This is a genomic window from Rickettsia endosymbiont of Ixodes pacificus, assembly GCF_000965155.1.
Classification (GTDB): Bacteria; Pseudomonadota; Alphaproteobacteria; order Rickettsiales; family Rickettsiaceae; genus Rickettsia; species Rickettsia tamurae.
This window is the reverse complement of sequence record NZ_LAOP01000001.1, coordinates 392,031-407,447: the sequence shown is the minus strand read 5'-3', so window position 1 is coordinate 407,447 and position 15,417 is coordinate 392,031. Positions and strand designations below refer to the sequence as shown.

The window sequence follows — 15,417 nt, the reverse complement described above, 5'->3', positions numbered from 1 at the left end:
AATATTTATGTTACAAGTAACAATACTTGGGTGTGGAGCATCTATAGGCGTACCGGTGATCGGGTGCGATTGCAGTATATGCACATCTCCTTCAAAGTACAATAAAAGGACTAGATCAGCAATATATATTAAAGATGAAAATAGTCAAATATTAGTTGATTTCGGTTTTGATATTAGAAATCAACTATTACGAGAAAAGATAAATAAGCTCGATTGTGCTATATTAACACATTATCATTCCGATCACGTTAACGGCATCGATGATTTACGGGTATTTACTTTTATGCAAGATAAGCCATTCGAAATCTATACAGATCACGATAGTGCTGCAAAGCTCCATACAAAATTTGATTATCTATTTAATAATAAATTATTTAAGCTTGGGCGACTATTCACAACTCAATCTGTTAGTTTTTTTGATAAAATTAAGATTAATACTATCGAAATACAATTTTTTAGACAGCATCACGGCCCTATAGATAGCTTGGGCTTACGTATAGGTGATTTTGTTTATTCGTCCGATGTAATCGATTTTCTGCCTGAATCAGAAAAATTTTTAAAAGATATAAAAATATGGATATTAGATTGTATGGATTATAAATCAAATCCGAATCATGCAGGGCTTGATAAAGTTCTAGAATGGCGTGAAAAATATAAACCTGAGCAGATATTATTAACCAATATGAGACACACGATAGATTATCATGAGATTACGAAAATGCTTCCAAATAACGTTAAGCCGCTTTATGACGGTTATAAATTTACGGTCTAGTTTATGATTATTTTAGAAAAAGTCTGTAAGCGTTACGGCAAGAATTACGCAATTAAGAATGTTGATTTAAGTTTTACTACTAAGGAAACTACTGTAATAATCGGTCCTTCGGGAAGCGGTAAAACTACTCTGCTTAGAATTTTAAATAATTTAGAAGAACCAAGTAGCGGTACTTTTTTGGTAGACGGGAAGAAGCTATTACCTAAAGATAGGAGAAAGCTTCGCTTAAAAGTCGGTATGGTTTTTCAAAATTTTAATCTCTTTCCGCATTTAACGGTAGGAGAAAACCTAATCTATACGCCGGTAAATGTTTTAAATTTGCCAAAAGAACAAGCAATTTCTATGGCAAAGGAATTACTTGCAAAATTTAAGCTAACGCAAAAATTTGACTCATATCCGGTAAGCCTATCAGGAGGGCAAAAACAACGTATAGCAATAGCAAGGGCTTTAATGATGAAGCCGGAAATTTTGTTATTCGACGAACCGACTTCGGCACTCGATCCTGAAAATATTAAAGATGTTATAGCGAATATAAATTTATTAAAAGATCAAATGAGTATGGTAGTAGTCACGCACTATTTGAAGTTTGCAAAATTAATAGCGGATCGTGTTATTTTTATGGATCAAGGGCAGATTTTAGCAAACCAGCCTGCCGAGGATTTTTTTAGTAAACCGGCATCGCATCGAGCTAGGTTGTTTTTAGAGAATATAGGCGATTTAATGTGATTTTCTTGATAAAGATAAAATTATAGCCTATAATTAGTATTTAATTTAGTATTAATTATAGGTATACTCGATGAACTTGAAAAATTGGCTATGTCGTCTAATAAGTTCTGCGGTGCTTACGTATTAAGTATACGCTCCGCTCCTCGTCTTACAGACCGATTACTCTTTTCCAAGTTGATCTTTCGTATAACTTTCTTCGTTTACTTGGAGTCTAATAATGGAACATATTTATGCAAATCTAACAGTTAGTATATCAGAATTTAAAAAAAGCCCTACTGCATTATTGGATAAGGCAAGCGGTGAGCCTGTTGCCTTATTAAATCATAATAAACCGACTGCTTATCTAATTCCGGCTGAATTATATGAGCAAATTATTGAAGCTTTAGATGACAAATATTTATTAGAGCTTGCTACTATTAGATTAAAAGATAAAGAAAAAGCAATAGCGGTTAATTTAAATGATTTATAAGTTAGAATTTATTCCGGTTGCTAAAAAAGAATGGGATAAATTAGGCTCTACAATAAAAGAACAGTTTAAAAAAAGTTATTAGAGAGACTTAAAACACCTCATGTATCCAAAGATGCAATAAACGGTGGAAATAACTTATATAAAATAAAGTTGAGATCAGTCGGTTATCGACTAGTATATGAAGTAGATGATAAGCGTATAATAGTACTTGTACTTGCTATTGGAAAAAGAAATCGGAATGAAGTATATAGCAAATTATTCTCTCGTATTTAACTTCTTAGTATCATACTTGTAAATGAAAATAATATCACCATATGAATAAAAAACTTATCCTATTTTTTAGTATAATGTTACTATTATCACATCGTACAGTTTTGGCACAGACACGAGTAGAATTACCGCAAAAACTAAAAAGTTTTATTAAAAAGTTTGAATTGCAAAAAGACGAATTACAAGGAGGAGCAATTGCAATTTTATACAAAGGTGAGGTTATTTATAAAACAACGTTTGGAAATCAGAAAGGTAATAGCGGAGTTATTACGGATAAAACTTTATTTCCGTTAGCATCGGTTTCAAAAGCTGTTTCAGCAACGGCAATTGCATTAATGGTAGATCAAGGAAGTTTAAATTTTGACGAAAAATTCAAATTACCATACTTAAAAAATGCTATTAGTCTTAATAATATTTTAAGCCATACAACAGGTTATCAATTCTCAGGAAAATTGAAATTGAGCAAGGAATGAGTCGCTCAAAGCTTTTAACGCTGCTAAAAAAACAACAAGCTAGTTGTAAACCCGGACAATGTTATAAATATAGTAACACTGTTTTCAGTTTGCTTGAAGAAGCTTTAAATTGTAAAAAATCAATTTTAAATGCTGCATAGATAATTTGTGTACAACACTTAAAACGCAAGATATACAAATATTACCGCTAGAGCCGAATGTACAACTTGCTTATCCGCATTCTAAAGCATAATAGACGGACAAGATTGCTGCCGTTTCCGCCTTACTATCCAAAGACGGTACCTGCATCTGCCGGTATTTTTGCATCAATAGATGGAATGATTGAAATATTCAAACTTAGTTTTGGTTATAAACCGAATCTTATTTCTAAAAGTACTTTAGATCGTATGTATAAAACAGTAAAATCAAACAAAGATGTTTTTGGATTTAAATGGCAACTGGTTTGGCCTGTTGATCAAAAATGATCGAGTCATATTATGCTCTTGGATGGCGTATTCTTAAAGTAAAAGGACGTTCAAATAAGGATTTAATTTTTCACTCAGGCTATATTAACGGTATTAATTCTTTTATTGGTTTTATACCGTCAGAAGAACTTGGAATTATTATTCTAGTGAACCAAGAAGGTAGTTTTCCACTTAAAAATGGGCTGGGATTTTGGTTTGATTATATAGATTAAATTATATACTCAGATAGAACTTCGTATACCTATTCTTTATTTACTTGTAGTATATTATATGAATAAAAAACTTATAAAACTTATTTTTATAATTTGCAGCACCGTAATTGTAAGCGGTTTATTATACAAATATATCAATCAACATTATCCAAAATTTTTTAAAGAACCGCAAAATATAGGGAGTTTTTGTGCGTCGTTATTAATATTATTTAGTATAATTTACAGTACTATTAGCCAAAATGAAATACGCAGATTTTGTTTGCAATTAGCAATGTGGGCAGCAATTTTCTTGGTTATAATAACCGGTTATGCTTTTAGGTTTGAGCTGAGCTACGCTTATCATAGAGTAATGTCTGCTTTAATTCCATCATATAAATGGTCTACTGAAGTCGGAGAAATTATTATAGCCCGTAGCGGAGACGGACATTTTTATATCAATGCTTTTGTAAATAACGTTAAAATAAAATTTATGGTAGATACCGGTGCAAGTGATATAGCTTTGACTAAAGAAGATGCCCAAAAATTAGGCTTTGACTTAACTAAATTAAAATATACTAGAACTTATCTAACAGCTAACGGCGAAAATAAAGCTGCCCCTATAACCTTAAATAGTGTAGTAATCGGTACGGAATTTAAGAACATCAAAGGACATGTAGGTCTTGGTGACCTTGATATTTCACTGCTTGGTATGTCGTTACTTGAGCGTTTCAAAGGTTTCAGGATTGATAAGGATTTATTGATCTTGAATTATTAGACTTCCTGCATAACTTGCTTCTAAGGGCAATTTGTACGTCGATCCTAATCCCTCATCCCTCACGTATGTCTATGGCGGCAAGTGCTTCCGTGTATCCTTTAAATTCCTCTCTATAAACTGCTTTGGGAAGATGTCTATTTTTTACAAATTTCTCTTTATTAAGAAATAGTTAAATTATTAACTATTTCTTGACTTTTATATCAAAAAGTGCTAACATGCCTTTTTTAAATAAAAGGGGTTTATGTATAAATCTAAATATGACGAAAACGATTTCAAAATCAATTTGTTTAATGCTATTTACAATGAAGATATTAAGAAAGTCAAAGAACTTGTCAATAATAAGATGGCTGTTTCTAATGAGTTTGCAGCAATACCACTAAATGAACACGATGATACACCTCTGCATATAGCTTCTATTCTAGGTAAGGAAAATATAGTTAAAATGCTACTTAAGGCAGGAGCTAATCCTAATTGTATGGATGATATAGGCTATACTCCTCTACGTATAGCTTGTAGTTTGGGCAATAAAAATATAGTTAACATACTTCTTAAGGCAGGGGCTAATCCTGATGACGTAAATTGTGAAGATGATTCTCATAAATTGGCAGAAGATGATTTTTATAAATTAGCAAAAGAATGTAGAAACGGAAAGTTTAGTAGTATTGATAAATTTTCATTTGAAAAATTAATAGAATTTATAGATTGGAAAGCATCAATAAAACTTTTGGATACTAATTATAATATTGATGTTGTTAAACTTCATCTACAAGATGCTCGTAATTTGAAAAGTTTTTTAGAAACCGGTAAAAAAGAGCTAACAGAAGAGCAAAAAGAAAAATTAGAGCAAAAGTTAGATAAACTAAATGATATGATTATCCCTTCTCTTAGGGATAAAACGCTATTGAAATATAAAGAAATATACAATGATGATAACAATGAAGAATATCAAATATTAAAAGAGAAACTTAAAGTTTTGCCTGAGATAGTACAAACAGAGCTTAATGAGATGTTGGGGATAGATACATCTTATTGTGATGATATTTTGTGAATAAATATGGATACCAAATCGTCATGAGCTAAGCAACTAAAGACGTTGTTGCGTGGAGCAGTTTCACCTCTGTCACCCCGTGGCTTGACCACGGGATGACACAGTGGATTTTCCCGATCTATGCAACAATACCATGCGGGAATGACATAAGAGCCGTGTTAAAACGGCATTTTAAAGCCTGGTGGTAAGCTCATACCGTTTAAAGCTCCTGAAAAGAATTTTGAGAATCTTCATCACATTTTTGTTTAATATCGTTAAAGGCAACTTTAATTAAGTCCTCAAGCATTTCTTTTTCTTCTGCTTTTAATAAAGATTCATCAATTGAAATCTTTTCAACTTCGCCTTTACCGGTTGCAATAACCTCAACAAGTCCACCGCCGGCTTTACCGGTATATCTTGCATTTGCCATTTGCTCTTGAGCTTCTTGCATTTTCTTTTGCATTGATTGGGCTTGCTTTAAAAACTGATTAAAATTTACCATAATTCTATCCTATATATTTTTTAGCTTTTAAGTAAAATATCCGAAATTGTTATATTTGGGAAATGTTTTTTAATTAAACCAAAATCGTTACTTTCTTCAATCTTACCGATTAACTGATTCTTTAAGGTTTGCTTGTTCTGCTCTTTTATTATTACTATCTCAAACTTTTCACTAGTAAAAGCAGCTAACAAATCTTCTATTTGTTTTTTTATTTTGCTTGTAACTTCAAGACTTACGAACTCTAATCTATTATTACTGAGATTTTTAAGTTCCGTATGATTGAGCAGGAAATAATATATATCTATCTCATTATTTTTATATAGATATTCAAGAAAATCTACAATTTCAAATTTTTTTTTTATTTCCGGATTAATTGATTGATTTAAATTTTGATTATTATCGTCGAAATCTGCAAGTAAGGGTAGCGACGTCGAATATATAGATTTTATAACTAACATTTCCGTTTCTGTTAGTTGGTTATAGGAAATTTTTATTTCCCCTACTCCCTTATTATATATTTGCCATAAGATTGATAAGTGCGGCAAGCTGGTTTTATCTAATATGCTTTTAGTTTTATCATTAAATGATTCATATATAGGCAAACTATAATTAGGTAACATTTTTACTTTATTAAGATAAGCAATAAAATCTGCTACCGATTCTATAAAAATCTCAAGATTAACCGAGGAACCATAAAGTTTATTTATTAAATTTATAGCTTTTTCCGTCTCTCTGTGGATAATACATTCGACAAATTCTATTATAAACGAACTATCGACAAGCCCAAGCATTTGATTAATTACTTGAGGACTAATTATATTGTCAGATTTCGCCGACATACTAGCTGCTTGATCTAAAATAGATACTGCATCACGTGCTGACCCTTCCGATTTGTAAGCTATAATTCTTAGTGCTTCTATATCGGTTTTTAAATTTTCTTTCTTAGTTATATATTCAAGTAGCTTAAAAATCTCTTCAAAACTCAACCGCCTTAAATCATAACGTTGACATCTTGAGATAATAGTTGCAGGTATCTTTTGTACTTCCGTCGTTGCAAAAATAAATATTATATGAGGCGGCGGTTCTTCCAAAGTCTTAAGAAGTGCATTAAATGCCCCTTTAGAGAGCATATGCACCTCATCAATGATGAAGATTTTATGTTTACCTTGTAGAGGTTTATACTCGGCGGATTCTATAATTCTACGTATGTCATCTACGCTAGTTTTACTTGCCGCATCAATTTCGATTATATCAGGGTGATTATGATTATTAAAGCTGATACAATTTGTACATTCTTCACATGTTTTAATAGTCGTATTTTCAGTAATTAAAGCAGAACAATTTACGGTTTTGGCAATAATTCGGGCGGAGGTAGTTTTACCGACTCCTCTAATACCTGTTAAAAGATAGCCTCCGGCGAGCCTATCGTTTAAAATAGTATAGCTTAAAACTTTGACTAATACCTCTTGGCCCTGAAGCTCGGCAAAGTTATTAGGACGATATTTCCTTGCAAAAGGAATATACTGATTAGATGAATTTATATCGGTCACGATTGTTATAAGACTTTTTATGTCATACCTCGTCAGGTATCGTTGCGTGGATCAATTTTACCGTTGTCATCCCGCGACTTGATCGCGGGATCCAAAAAAATAACTTATAATAGTAGTAATTTTAGTATTTTTACTGGATACCGTGGTCAAGCCACGGTATGACAGTGAATCGAAGTAAATGCTAGTAATGACCCACCGAATCCCACTCCGGCTGCTTCCTTTCAGACCTGACCGACTAAACAGGTACAATGCCCACTACTAGCGTAATTAACATAACCTGTTTATTTTCAAGAAACAATATATTTTTTTTCTATTTCCGATTTTGTTAATCTTTCAGGCGGACCGAATATTTCAGGGTTTTTTAATTTAAACAAATCATCGGAAAATTTTTGTACTTTAGCTATTTTATCAAAAGTAATAGTGACTATATTGTTATCTTCAAATATTTTTAATGCTTCAATTTGTTTAGTAGCTTTATTAAAAGTAATTTCACTACGTTTTTCTGTTAGAGTATGATAGATAGTAATTTTAGAAATATTCCCTTCATTAACTACCGATTCAAAAACAAAATCCTTGTCAAAATGCTCATTATCTTCTAATAAAAAATTAAATGTATTTTTGCTTCTATTAATACGGCTTACTTGTTCCATATCATAATCATACATCGATACGAAATTTTTAGTACCTATTATGACTAAAGGGAAAGGTGGATAATAATTACATCTAAAATTATAAGGTTTGTGGATTAGTAATTTTCCTTTAACTATTTTACCGTACAAATCTTCTTGAGTAAAATCTATCACAACCGACTTTATAGTACGTAGATAGGTTTTTAGCTCCGAAATAGCTGTTTTATCACCTGCCCCAAATGCTAAGTTTGAATTCACAAAAAGATAAGTAATGATTAGAAAAAATATTTTTTTCATTTTCGTTGTTTTATATTAAATTATGTTTAAAATACCTTATGTATTCAGTTAATGCAAAATATAATTAGTATTTATGAAAATCGTTGCTTTAAAAGAAAAAGCCAAGCATGAGACACGAGCCGCTATAACGCCTGAAGTAGCAGGATTGCTAGTCAAAAAAGGCTATGCGGTTACGGTAGAAAAAGATATAGGGCTTCATGCCGGTTTTCTTGATGAAGAATATGTCGCTCTAGGTGCTAAAATATCTTCGGTACCACTCGAAATTATTTCTGATGCAGATATTATATTAAAGGTGCAACCTTCATCCGTTACGGATAAATATAGCGAGCTTGAATTTGCAAAAAAAGGAGCAATTATTGTAGGATTATTGTCGCCTTATTTAAATCATGAATATATAAAAGCAGCAGCTAAAAAAAATCTTACGACTTTTGCTATGGAGTTTGTGCCGAGAATTACTAAAGCTCAAAATATGGACGCTTTATCTTCTCAAAGTAATTTAGTTGGTTATAGAGCGGTAATTGAAGCAAGCTATCATTACACAAGGGCTTTTCCTATGATGATGACGGCAGCAGGGACGATTTCACCATGTAAAACTTTGGTACTTGGTATCGGTGTTGCCGGTCTTCAAGCTATTGCAACGGCAAAAAGACTTGGTAGCATTGTTGCAGGATATGATGTAAGAGCTGCTACCAAAGAGCAGGTGGAAAGCTTAGGAGCTAAATTTGTATCACCGGAACTACAGGAAGATTTACAAGATAAATCAGGCTATGCTCAAGAGAGTTCAGAAGATTACAAAGCTAAACAAGAAGAGTTTTTAGCAAAAATTATTAAAGGATATGATATAGTTATTACTACTGCACAAATTCCCAGAAAAAAAGCACCTCTGCTTGTTACGGAAAAAATGCTAGAATTTATGAAGCATGGCTCAGTGATTGTTGATATAGCAACCTCTACAGGAGGAAATGTGGAAGGGTCAGAACCGGATAAGATCGTTACTAAGCATGGAGTTACCATAATAGGCTTCTCAAATCTTGCTACTAAAATTGCTACCGACAGCTCAAAATTATATGCTAAGAATTTGTATAATTTTCTAACCTATGCATTGCAAGACGGTAAGTTTAGTATGGATGATGAATTAGTACGTGATATGTTGATTACTAAAGACGGAAAAATTGTGAGTGAGAAAATTAATGTCATTCCCGCATAGGTATTGTTGCGTGGATATTGAAGGTCGTCATTGCGAGGAAATTGCATAGCAATTGACGAAGCAATCCAGTAAAAAATTCTGTAAATCAGAATTTTTTTAATTATTTTACTGGATTGCCACGCAGTCTACGACGACCTTCAATATCCACGCAACAATACCTATGCGGGAATGACATCGATCCTTAAGTTGACACTCATGTGCGAAAGCAGGAATGACATAATAAGAGAGAAATATGAATCAATTACCAATAATGGCTAAACAGGCAGCTGAAATTGCCCATAATGCCCAAGAATTATCAGACAAATTAAAAGATTTGGTAATAGATACTAGTTGGCAAACAAACACAAGTACTATAGACCCGCTAGTATTTGCTATAACTATTTTTGTATTAGCTTCTTTTGTGGGCTATTATGTTGTGTGGAAAGTAACGCCTGCACTCCATACTCCGCTTATGTCTATTACTAACGCTATTTCAGGTATTATAGTTCTTAGTTCTATGATTGCCGCAAGTAGCTCTGCTTTTGGGTTTTCCGGTCTACTGGGGTATTTTGCAACGCTGCTGGCTTCTATAAATATCTTTGGCGGATTTATAGTAACAAAAAGAATGCTCGAGATGTTTAAAAAGAAATAACTATTGTTATACTCACGTCGTCATTGCAAGTGGGAGTTGTTGCGTGGATCAATTTCACCTCTGTCACCCCCGTGGCTTAACCACGGGGGTGACAGAGGTGAAATTGATCCACGCAACAATGCTTTGCGAGGAGCGAAGCGACGTGTCAACCTTGTTAAGCCTCCCGAGATTGCTTCGTCAAAATTTTCAATATCTATAGTTATTAGGCAAAAAAATCAAATTAAAGTTCTAGTTCTTTATATTCAACTGTAACTACTTCGTATGATTTCGACCCTTTCGGTGTTGTAACTTCTACAAAATCACCTACCGATTTTCCAATCAAAGCTTTTGCTATAGGAGAAGCGATTGAAACTCTTTTTCTAGTTATATCGGCTTCATATTCTCCTACAATAATATATGTTACTTCTTCTTCAGTATCGTCGTCGATCAAAGTAACCGTAGCCCCGAATTTTATGTTATCTCCCGATAATTTGCCAATATCAATAATTTCCGCTCTTGCCGTCATATCTTCAAGCTCTTTAATACGCCCTTCTATAAATGCTTGTTTCTCACGTGCTGCTTCATATTCCGCATTCTCGGATAAATCGCCGTGTTCTCGTGCTTCGGCTATATCTTCACTAATTTTTTTACGCTCTACATGTTTTAAATGTTTAAGCTCGTGTTCTAATTTTTCAAAACCTTTAGCGGTGATAGGAAATTTTGTATTCATAATTATATTGTATAGATTTAGTAATTTTAGTATACTATTTTCAATAATATAGATTTCAGTAAGTATATTTGTAATAGTTAAATTTGTCAAATAAGCCTTTTTAATTATTTGGCATTGCCTAAATATCGTCATTGCGAGTGGGCATTGTTGTGTGGATTGGTGAAACCCACTGTGTCACCCCGTGACTTAATCACGGGGTCCAGAAATATAATTTAAAACTAAATAATTTTAGTATTTTTTACTGGATCCCGCGATCAAGTCGCGGGATGACAGCGAGAACTAGGTCCACGCAACAATACTTTCTCGCAATGACGTAGGCATTGTTTTTCACATATCTAAAAACATATTAATGATTCTATGGAAATTAAAGATTTTGACTTTGAGAAAAAGCGTAAAATTTTCCACCTATCGGCTATAATATTTCCGCTGCTTTATTTATTTATTCCAAGAACCGCTATTACGTTATTATTATTTATAATAACGGCTATTACATTATATTTAGATGTGTCACGTCATAATAATGCAAAAATTAGCGAATTTGTAACTAGATTTTTTTCAAAAGTTATAAGGCTCGAAGAAAATAACAGTTCTTTTGCTTTAAGTGGCATTAGCTTTATGATGCTCGGTTTTTTCTTAACTGCTCTTCTTTTCCCTAAAAATTTAGTGATTTGTTCGTGGTTGATTTTAATTATTTCAGATTGTTTAGCGGCTCTTGTCGGCGTTAAAATAGGAAATAGCTTAAGTAACGGTAAATCGTTATCAGGTTCTGTTACTTTCTTAGCTTCTGCAATTTTTATAAGTATATTAGTGTATTTCTATTTAGGGTACAATACGAGTTTTATTATTATCATTATAAGTTGTATAGGGGCTACAGCAGCTGAATTTTATTCAAAAGATTTAAGAATTAACGATAATTTATCTATACCGCTTTCTTATTGTCTTTCTACAGCTATTCTTTCTTATATACTATAAAATATGAGAGTTACACCGGAATTTTATGAGTTCTTAAGAAACCGTATTAACATATCTGATGTAGTGCGGCAAAAAGTAGCTTTAACTAGAAAATCCGGTAACTATGTAGGTTTATGTCCTTTCCATCAAGAAAAGACCCCATCTTTTACAGTTAGTGATAGTAAGAGATTTTTCTATTGTTTTGGTTGTAAAGCAGCCGGTGACGTTATAAAATTTACTTCTAATATTAGCGGTTTATCTTATAATGAGTCTGCTATAAAGCTTGCAACCGATTACGGTATAGAGATACCGAAATTAACTGCGAAACAGAAAGAATTTTATGAAGAATCCGATGAAATTCTAAATATTTTAGAACTCGCCAATAAATTTTTTAGAACGCAGTTAACGCCTGAAATATTAAATTATTTACACCGAAGAAATATTACCGAGACAACAATAAAAGAATTTTCCATAGGCTTTGCACCGAAGAATAATAAATTTGAAAAGTTTTTTCACGATAAAAATATAGATATTATAAAGCTTGGTAAAGCAGGGCTAATCGGCAAGCGAGAAAACGGTGAAATATATAATTTATTTTCTAACCGTATTACCATTCCAATTAGAAATATTTACAATAAAATCGTAGGCTTTGGCGGTAGAGTGCTAGGGGAGGGGCTGCCTAAATACTTAAATTCACCTGAAACTACAGTATTTCAAAAAAGTGAAACTCTATACGGTGAGCATAAAGCGATAAGCAGTAGCTATAAAAAAAATCACTCGATTTTAGTAGAAGGTTATTTTGATGTTATAGCACTACATCAAGCAGGTTTTAGCGAAGCAGTTGCGAGTCTCGGTACTAGCGTTACCGAGAATCACTTACATAAATTATGGCGTGCCGGCGATGAAATTATATTATGTCTTGACGGAGATAATGCAGGCATAAAAGCTAGCATAAGAACTATTAACCTAGCATTACCGCTTATTAATAGTGAAAAGAAAATTTCTTTCATTAGGTTACTAAGCGGGCTTGATCCCGATGATGCAGTAAATAAAAACGGTGCTGATTTTTTTGCAAAGCTTATAGATAAAAGAATAAGTCTATCAGAAATGATTTGGCATATTGAGTATAGCGGTAAGAGTTTTAAAACTGCGGAAGAAAAAGCTAATTTAGAGAAAAATTTAAAAGATTACTGCAATAAAATATCGGATAGTAATTTAAGAGCGAGCTATTACAGGTTTTTTAAAGATCAAATATGGCAAAATTTAGTCACAAAACAGAAGAAGGTTATAACTAAAAGCTCAAATTTGGCTCCTATAGTTTCAAGTCACAGCTATTCAGAGCTTGAGATGTTAGAACATGCTTTTTGTGCTTTGTTGGTTAAATTTCCTATAATACTTGAAGAAAAAGATATTAAAGATTTCATCTTAAATTTAAATTTTAATAATAAATCGCTTGAAGAATTCCGTAATTGGTATTTAAACGAGATTATAGATAATAACGTAGAAGCAAGTGAAATTACTGCAATTGTGGAAAAAACTAGCTTTTTTGATATTTTTTTATTATTATCAAAAACGGATAATTTGTTTTTAGATATCTCATTTAATAAAAATAATATCAGACTGGATTTATTATGGCAGTGGCTACATAAGAAATATTATCTAATAAATTTACAACAAGAATACGCTATTACCATAAACAGTACAGACAATCACGACTTTGAAAAAATTTTATTATATAAAAAAGAAATTCTGAAGATTGCAAATGAACTTCAAGTTTTAAACGAATCTTTTATTAATCACACGATAACTTAATTATTTCAAACTTCTTTTAAAAGAAAAAAGCATATAGGTATTTAATGAGCAATAGCAATATAGACAATGATCTAGATAAAATAGATAGTTTACTTAAAAAAGCTAAATCTAAAAAGATACCGGTCACTTATGATGATATAAACAAAGCTCTTCCTCTTAATAAAAATCCTTCAATAAGACAATTAGAGGAAGCTATATTAAAATTTTCCGATGCGGGAGTAGATATTTTAGAATCTAACGAAGATGATGAAATTAAGCTTGATATCGGAATGGATGAAGAATTTAAGCTATCTATCAATGTTGATAATGAACCTGAGGATGAGGTAGAAGAAGAAAATATAGGTACTACCGATGATCCTGTAAGATTATATCTTAAGGATATGGGGGGAGTCGATCTTTTAACTCGTGAAAACGAAGTAGAAATAGCAAAAAGGATTGAGGAAGGACGTAAAACAATGACTGCTTCCTTATGTAAAAGCCCTATTGCTATGCGTTGTTTTATAGTATGGTATGAAGATTTAGTTAATGAAAAAATGTTACTACGTGATCTGATAGATTTAGAAGCTAACATGTTACATGACGAAACACCCGAAAATGATGAAGAACATAGTAGTGATACCGAAGGAGAAGAGCATGAGGATAATCACTTATCTATGTCTAGAGTAGAAACGCAGATATTACCTAATATCATAGAGCGTATGAATAAGATTTCTTTTATCTGCGAAGAACTACTCATTGAAGCTAAAAAATGTTATGAGAAATCTTTTGAGCCGAAAGTTTTACAAAATAGCAAAAAATATAATAATAATTTGGAATTATTAATAAATGAAGTTTCGGAAATACATTTTAATTCTAAAAGAACAGAAGAAATTTTAGGTAAGATGTATGGAATAAATCGTGATTTAATTAATAAAGAAACAACCTTTTTAAAACTTGCTGAAAAATACGGAGTAACTCGCCAAAATTTCCTCGATGAATATATAGGATCGGTTATCAATGCAGCATGGAAAGAAAAAATGCTGAAAAATAAAAAAGTCGTTTGGAAAGAGTTAATTACTAAAGAATCAGATTATATAGATCAAATGATTGCCGAATTATCGGTTATAGAATCTAATACCGGTCTTTTAGTTAATGATTTTAAAAAACTAGTGAATACTATACAAAAAAGTGAGAGACAAACGCTACAAGCAAAAAAAGATATGATAGAGGCGAATTTACGTTTAGTTATATCTATCGCTAAAAAATACGCTAATAGGGGATTGCAGTTTTTAGATTTAATTCAAGAAGGTAATATAGGACTTATGAAAGCGGTGGATAAATTTGAATATCGCCGTGGTTATAAATTCTCTACCTATGCTACTTGGTGGATTAGACAAGCTATAACAAGAGCTATTGCAGATCAAGCAAGGACTATACGTATTCCTGTGCATATGATTGAAACAATTAATAAGATACTGCGTATTTCAAGACAAATGCTTAATGAACTCGGATACGAACCAACGGCAACGGAAATTGCTAACCGTCTTTCAATGCCGCTTGATAAAGTGCGTAAAGTCATGAAAATAGCTAAAGAACCTATAAGTCTTGAGAATCCCGTAGGTGATGATAGTGATGGAGGTCAATTAGGCGATTTTATCGAAGATAAGAATGCAGTAGCACCGATTGATGCGGCAATTCAGTCAAATTTACGAGAAGTTACCACTAGAGTACTTGCAACCCTTACACCTCGTGAAGAAAGAGTGCTTAGAATGCGTTTCGGTATAGGTATGAATACTGACCATACATTAGAAGAAGTAGGGCAGCAATTTAAAGTAACTAGAGAACGTATAAGACAAATCGAGTCAAAAGCTTTAAGAAAGTTACAACATCCTATTAGATCCAAAAAGCTTAATAGCTTTAGAAGCGGAGGAAAGCGTGGTGACGGTAATCCATCGGATTTACTAGAAGCGTGATAACACTTAT

General features: G+C 32.4%; 16 protein-coding genes, 1 other RNA gene and 3 pseudogenes. 15 read left to right on the top strand and 5 right to left on the bottom strand.

Annotation, left to right across the window (positions count from 1 at the left end):
* Window positions 1-7: 7 nt before the first annotated feature.
* The 9 genes and pseudogenes from REIP_RS02230 to REIP_RS13330 all read left to right on the top strand — a co-directional run.
* Window positions 8-772: an MBL fold metallo-hydrolase gene (locus REIP_RS02230; RefSeq protein ID WP_045803720.1), complete on the top strand. Its 765-nt coding sequence runs from the start codon at window positions 8-10 to the stop codon at window positions 770-772.
* 3 nt (window positions 773-775) lie between these two features.
* Window positions 776-1,498: an amino acid ABC transporter ATP-binding protein gene (locus REIP_RS02225; protein ID WP_045803719.1), complete on the top strand. Its 723-nt coding sequence runs from the start codon at window positions 776-778 to the stop codon at window positions 1,496-1,498.
* A gap of 217 nt (window positions 1,499-1,715) precedes the next feature.
* Window positions 1,716-1,967 carry a type II toxin-antitoxin system Phd/YefM family antitoxin gene (locus REIP_RS02220; protein WP_037214092.1) on the top strand — a complete coding sequence of 84 codons (252 nt, stop codon included), beginning with the start codon at window positions 1,716-1,718 and terminating at the stop codon, window positions 1,965-1,967.
* A pseudogene (locus REIP_RS13565) lies at window positions 1,957-2,240 on the top strand (type II toxin-antitoxin system RelE family toxin). Before REIP_RS02220 ends, REIP_RS13565 begins: the two are co-directional and overlap by 11 nt.
* Window positions 2,241-2,281: 41 nt before the next feature.
* Window positions 2,282-2,710: a serine hydrolase gene (locus REIP_RS08390; protein WP_231569174.1), complete on the top strand. Its 429-nt coding sequence runs from the start codon at window positions 2,282-2,284 to the stop codon at window positions 2,708-2,710.
* A 197-nt stretch (window positions 2,711-2,907) separates the two neighbouring features.
* Window positions 2,908-3,174, top strand: a complete 267-nt coding sequence (locus REIP_RS12180; RefSeq protein WP_231569173.1) for a hypothetical protein — start codon at window positions 2,908-2,910, stop codon at window positions 3,172-3,174.
* The gene (locus tag REIP_RS02200; RefSeq protein ID WP_045803717.1) at window positions 3,171-3,386 is read left to right on the top strand and encodes a serine hydrolase; all 216 of its coding nucleotides are present in this window, start codon (window positions 3,171-3,173) and stop codon (window positions 3,384-3,386) included. Before REIP_RS12180 ends, REIP_RS02200 begins: the two co-directional genes overlap by 4 nt.
* Before the next feature lie 58 nt (window positions 3,387-3,444).
* Window positions 3,445-4,140: a TIGR02281 family clan AA aspartic protease gene (locus REIP_RS02195; protein WP_008580673.1), complete on the top strand. Its 696-nt coding sequence runs from the start codon at window positions 3,445-3,447 to the stop codon at window positions 4,138-4,140.
* A 241-nt stretch (window positions 4,141-4,381) separates the two neighbouring features.
* A pseudogene (locus REIP_RS13330) lies at window positions 4,382-4,678 on the top strand (ankyrin repeat domain-containing protein); the annotation flags it as partial.
* Window positions 4,679-5,346: 668 nt separating this feature from the next.
* On the opposite strand, the pseudogene REIP_RS02180 reads toward REIP_RS13330, so the two are convergent.
* From REIP_RS02180 to REIP_RS02170, 4 genes and pseudogenes are all read right to left on the bottom strand, one after another.
* Window positions 5,347-5,669 (bottom strand): annotated as a pseudogene (locus REIP_RS02180) (YbaB/EbfC family nucleoid-associated protein).
* Window positions 5,670-5,689: 20 nt separating this feature from the next.
* The gene (gene dnaX / locus REIP_RS02175) at window positions 5,690-7,219 is read right to left on the bottom strand and encodes a DNA polymerase III subunit gamma/tau (RefSeq protein WP_045803715.1); all 1,530 of its coding nucleotides are present in this window, start codon (window positions 7,217-7,219) and stop codon (window positions 5,690-5,692) included.
* A gap of 174 nt (window positions 7,220-7,393) precedes the next feature.
* Window positions 7,394-7,485, bottom strand: an RNA gene (gene ffs, locus REIP_RS09060) — signal recognition particle sRNA small type.
* Window positions 7,486-7,506: 21 nt separating this feature from the next.
* The gene (locus REIP_RS02170; protein ID WP_045803714.1) at window positions 7,507-8,145 is read right to left on the bottom strand and encodes an outer-membrane lipoprotein carrier protein LolA; all 639 of its coding nucleotides are present in this window, start codon (window positions 8,143-8,145) and stop codon (window positions 7,507-7,509) included.
* A 73-nt stretch (window positions 8,146-8,218) separates the two neighbouring features.
* On the opposite strand from REIP_RS02170, the gene REIP_RS02165 reads away from it, so the two are divergent.
* From REIP_RS02165 to REIP_RS02155, 3 genes are all read left to right on the top strand, one after another.
* Entirely contained in the window at window positions 8,219-9,352 is a 1,134-nt protein-coding gene (locus REIP_RS02165; protein ID WP_045803713.1) for an NAD(P) transhydrogenase subunit alpha, read from the top strand.
* A gap of 232 nt (window positions 9,353-9,584) precedes the next feature.
* The gene (locus REIP_RS02160; protein ID WP_045803712.1) at window positions 9,585-9,983 is read left to right on the top strand and encodes an NAD(P) transhydrogenase subunit alpha; all 399 of its coding nucleotides are present in this window, start codon (window positions 9,585-9,587) and stop codon (window positions 9,981-9,983) included.
* 43 nt (window positions 9,984-10,026) lie between these two features.
* Window positions 10,027-10,182, top strand: coding sequence for a hypothetical protein (locus REIP_RS02155; RefSeq protein ID WP_156147395.1), 156 nt, complete (start codon window positions 10,027-10,029; stop codon window positions 10,180-10,182).
* Window positions 10,183-10,203: 21 nt separating this feature from the next.
* Here REIP_RS02155 and greA read toward each other — a convergent pair whose 3' ends face one another.
* On the bottom strand, window positions 10,204-10,692 hold the full coding sequence (gene greA / locus REIP_RS02150) for a transcription elongation factor GreA (protein WP_037213737.1): 489 nt from the start codon (window positions 10,690-10,692) through the stop codon (window positions 10,204-10,206).
* 357 nt (window positions 10,693-11,049) lie between these two features.
* Between greA and REIP_RS02145 the strand changes: the two genes are divergently transcribed.
* From REIP_RS02145 to rpoD, 3 genes are read left to right on the top strand one after another with little or no spacing between them, the layout of a single operon-like run.
* Window positions 11,050-11,664 carry a diacylglycerol/polyprenol kinase family protein gene (locus tag REIP_RS02145; protein ID WP_045803710.1) on the top strand — a complete coding sequence of 205 codons (615 nt, stop codon included), beginning with the start codon at window positions 11,050-11,052 and terminating at the stop codon, window positions 11,662-11,664.
* Between the two features lie 3 nt (window positions 11,665-11,667).
* Window positions 11,668-13,455 (top strand): DNA primase, encoded by a 1,788-nt coding sequence (gene dnaG, locus REIP_RS02140; protein WP_045803709.1) that lies wholly within the window; start codon window positions 11,668-11,670, stop codon window positions 13,453-13,455.
* A gap of 44 nt (window positions 13,456-13,499) precedes the next feature.
* On the top strand, window positions 13,500-15,407 hold the full coding sequence (gene rpoD / locus REIP_RS02135; RefSeq protein ID WP_045803708.1) for an RNA polymerase sigma factor RpoD: 1,908 nt from the start codon (window positions 13,500-13,502) through the stop codon (window positions 15,405-15,407).
* Window positions 15,408-15,417 lie beyond the last annotated feature (10 nt).

Coding starts and splice junctions, on each gene's coding strand:
- REIP_RS08390 (WP_231569174.1), top strand. CDS start 2,282: ATGAATAAAAAACTTATCCTATTTTTTAGTATAATGTTACTATTATCA.
- REIP_RS02145 (WP_045803710.1), top strand. CDS start 11,050: ATGGAAATTAAAGATTTTGACTTTGAGAAAAAGCGTAAAATTTTCCAC.
- REIP_RS02165 (WP_045803713.1), top strand. CDS start 8,219: ATGAAAATCGTTGCTTTAAAAGAAAAAGCCAAGCATGAGACACGAGCC.
- REIP_RS02220 (WP_037214092.1), top strand. CDS start 1,716: ATGGAACATATTTATGCAAATCTAACAGTTAGTATATCAGAATTTAAA.
- dnaG (WP_045803709.1), top strand. CDS start 11,668: ATGAGAGTTACACCGGAATTTTATGAGTTCTTAAGAAACCGTATTAAC.
- greA (WP_037213737.1), bottom strand. CDS start 10,692: ATGAATACAAAATTTCCTATCACCGCTAAAGGTTTTGAAAAATTAGAA.
- REIP_RS02160 (WP_045803712.1), top strand. CDS start 9,585: ATGAATCAATTACCAATAATGGCTAAACAGGCAGCTGAAATTGCCCAT.
- REIP_RS02200 (WP_045803717.1), top strand. CDS start 3,171: ATGATCGAGTCATATTATGCTCTTGGATGGCGTATTCTTAAAGTAAAA.
- REIP_RS02225 (WP_045803719.1), top strand. CDS start 776: ATGATTATTTTAGAAAAAGTCTGTAAGCGTTACGGCAAGAATTACGCA.
- REIP_RS12180 (WP_231569173.1), top strand. CDS start 2,908: ATGTACAACTTGCTTATCCGCATTCTAAAGCATAATAGACGGACAAGA.
- REIP_RS02195 (WP_008580673.1), top strand. CDS start 3,445: ATGAATAAAAAACTTATAAAACTTATTTTTATAATTTGCAGCACCGTA.
- REIP_RS02170 (WP_045803714.1), bottom strand. CDS start 8,145: ATGAAAAAAATATTTTTTCTAATCATTACTTATCTTTTTGTGAATTCA.
- rpoD (WP_045803708.1), top strand. CDS start 13,500: ATGAGCAATAGCAATATAGACAATGATCTAGATAAAATAGATAGTTTA.
- REIP_RS02230 (WP_045803720.1), top strand. CDS start 8: ATGTTACAAGTAACAATACTTGGGTGTGGAGCATCTATAGGCGTACCG.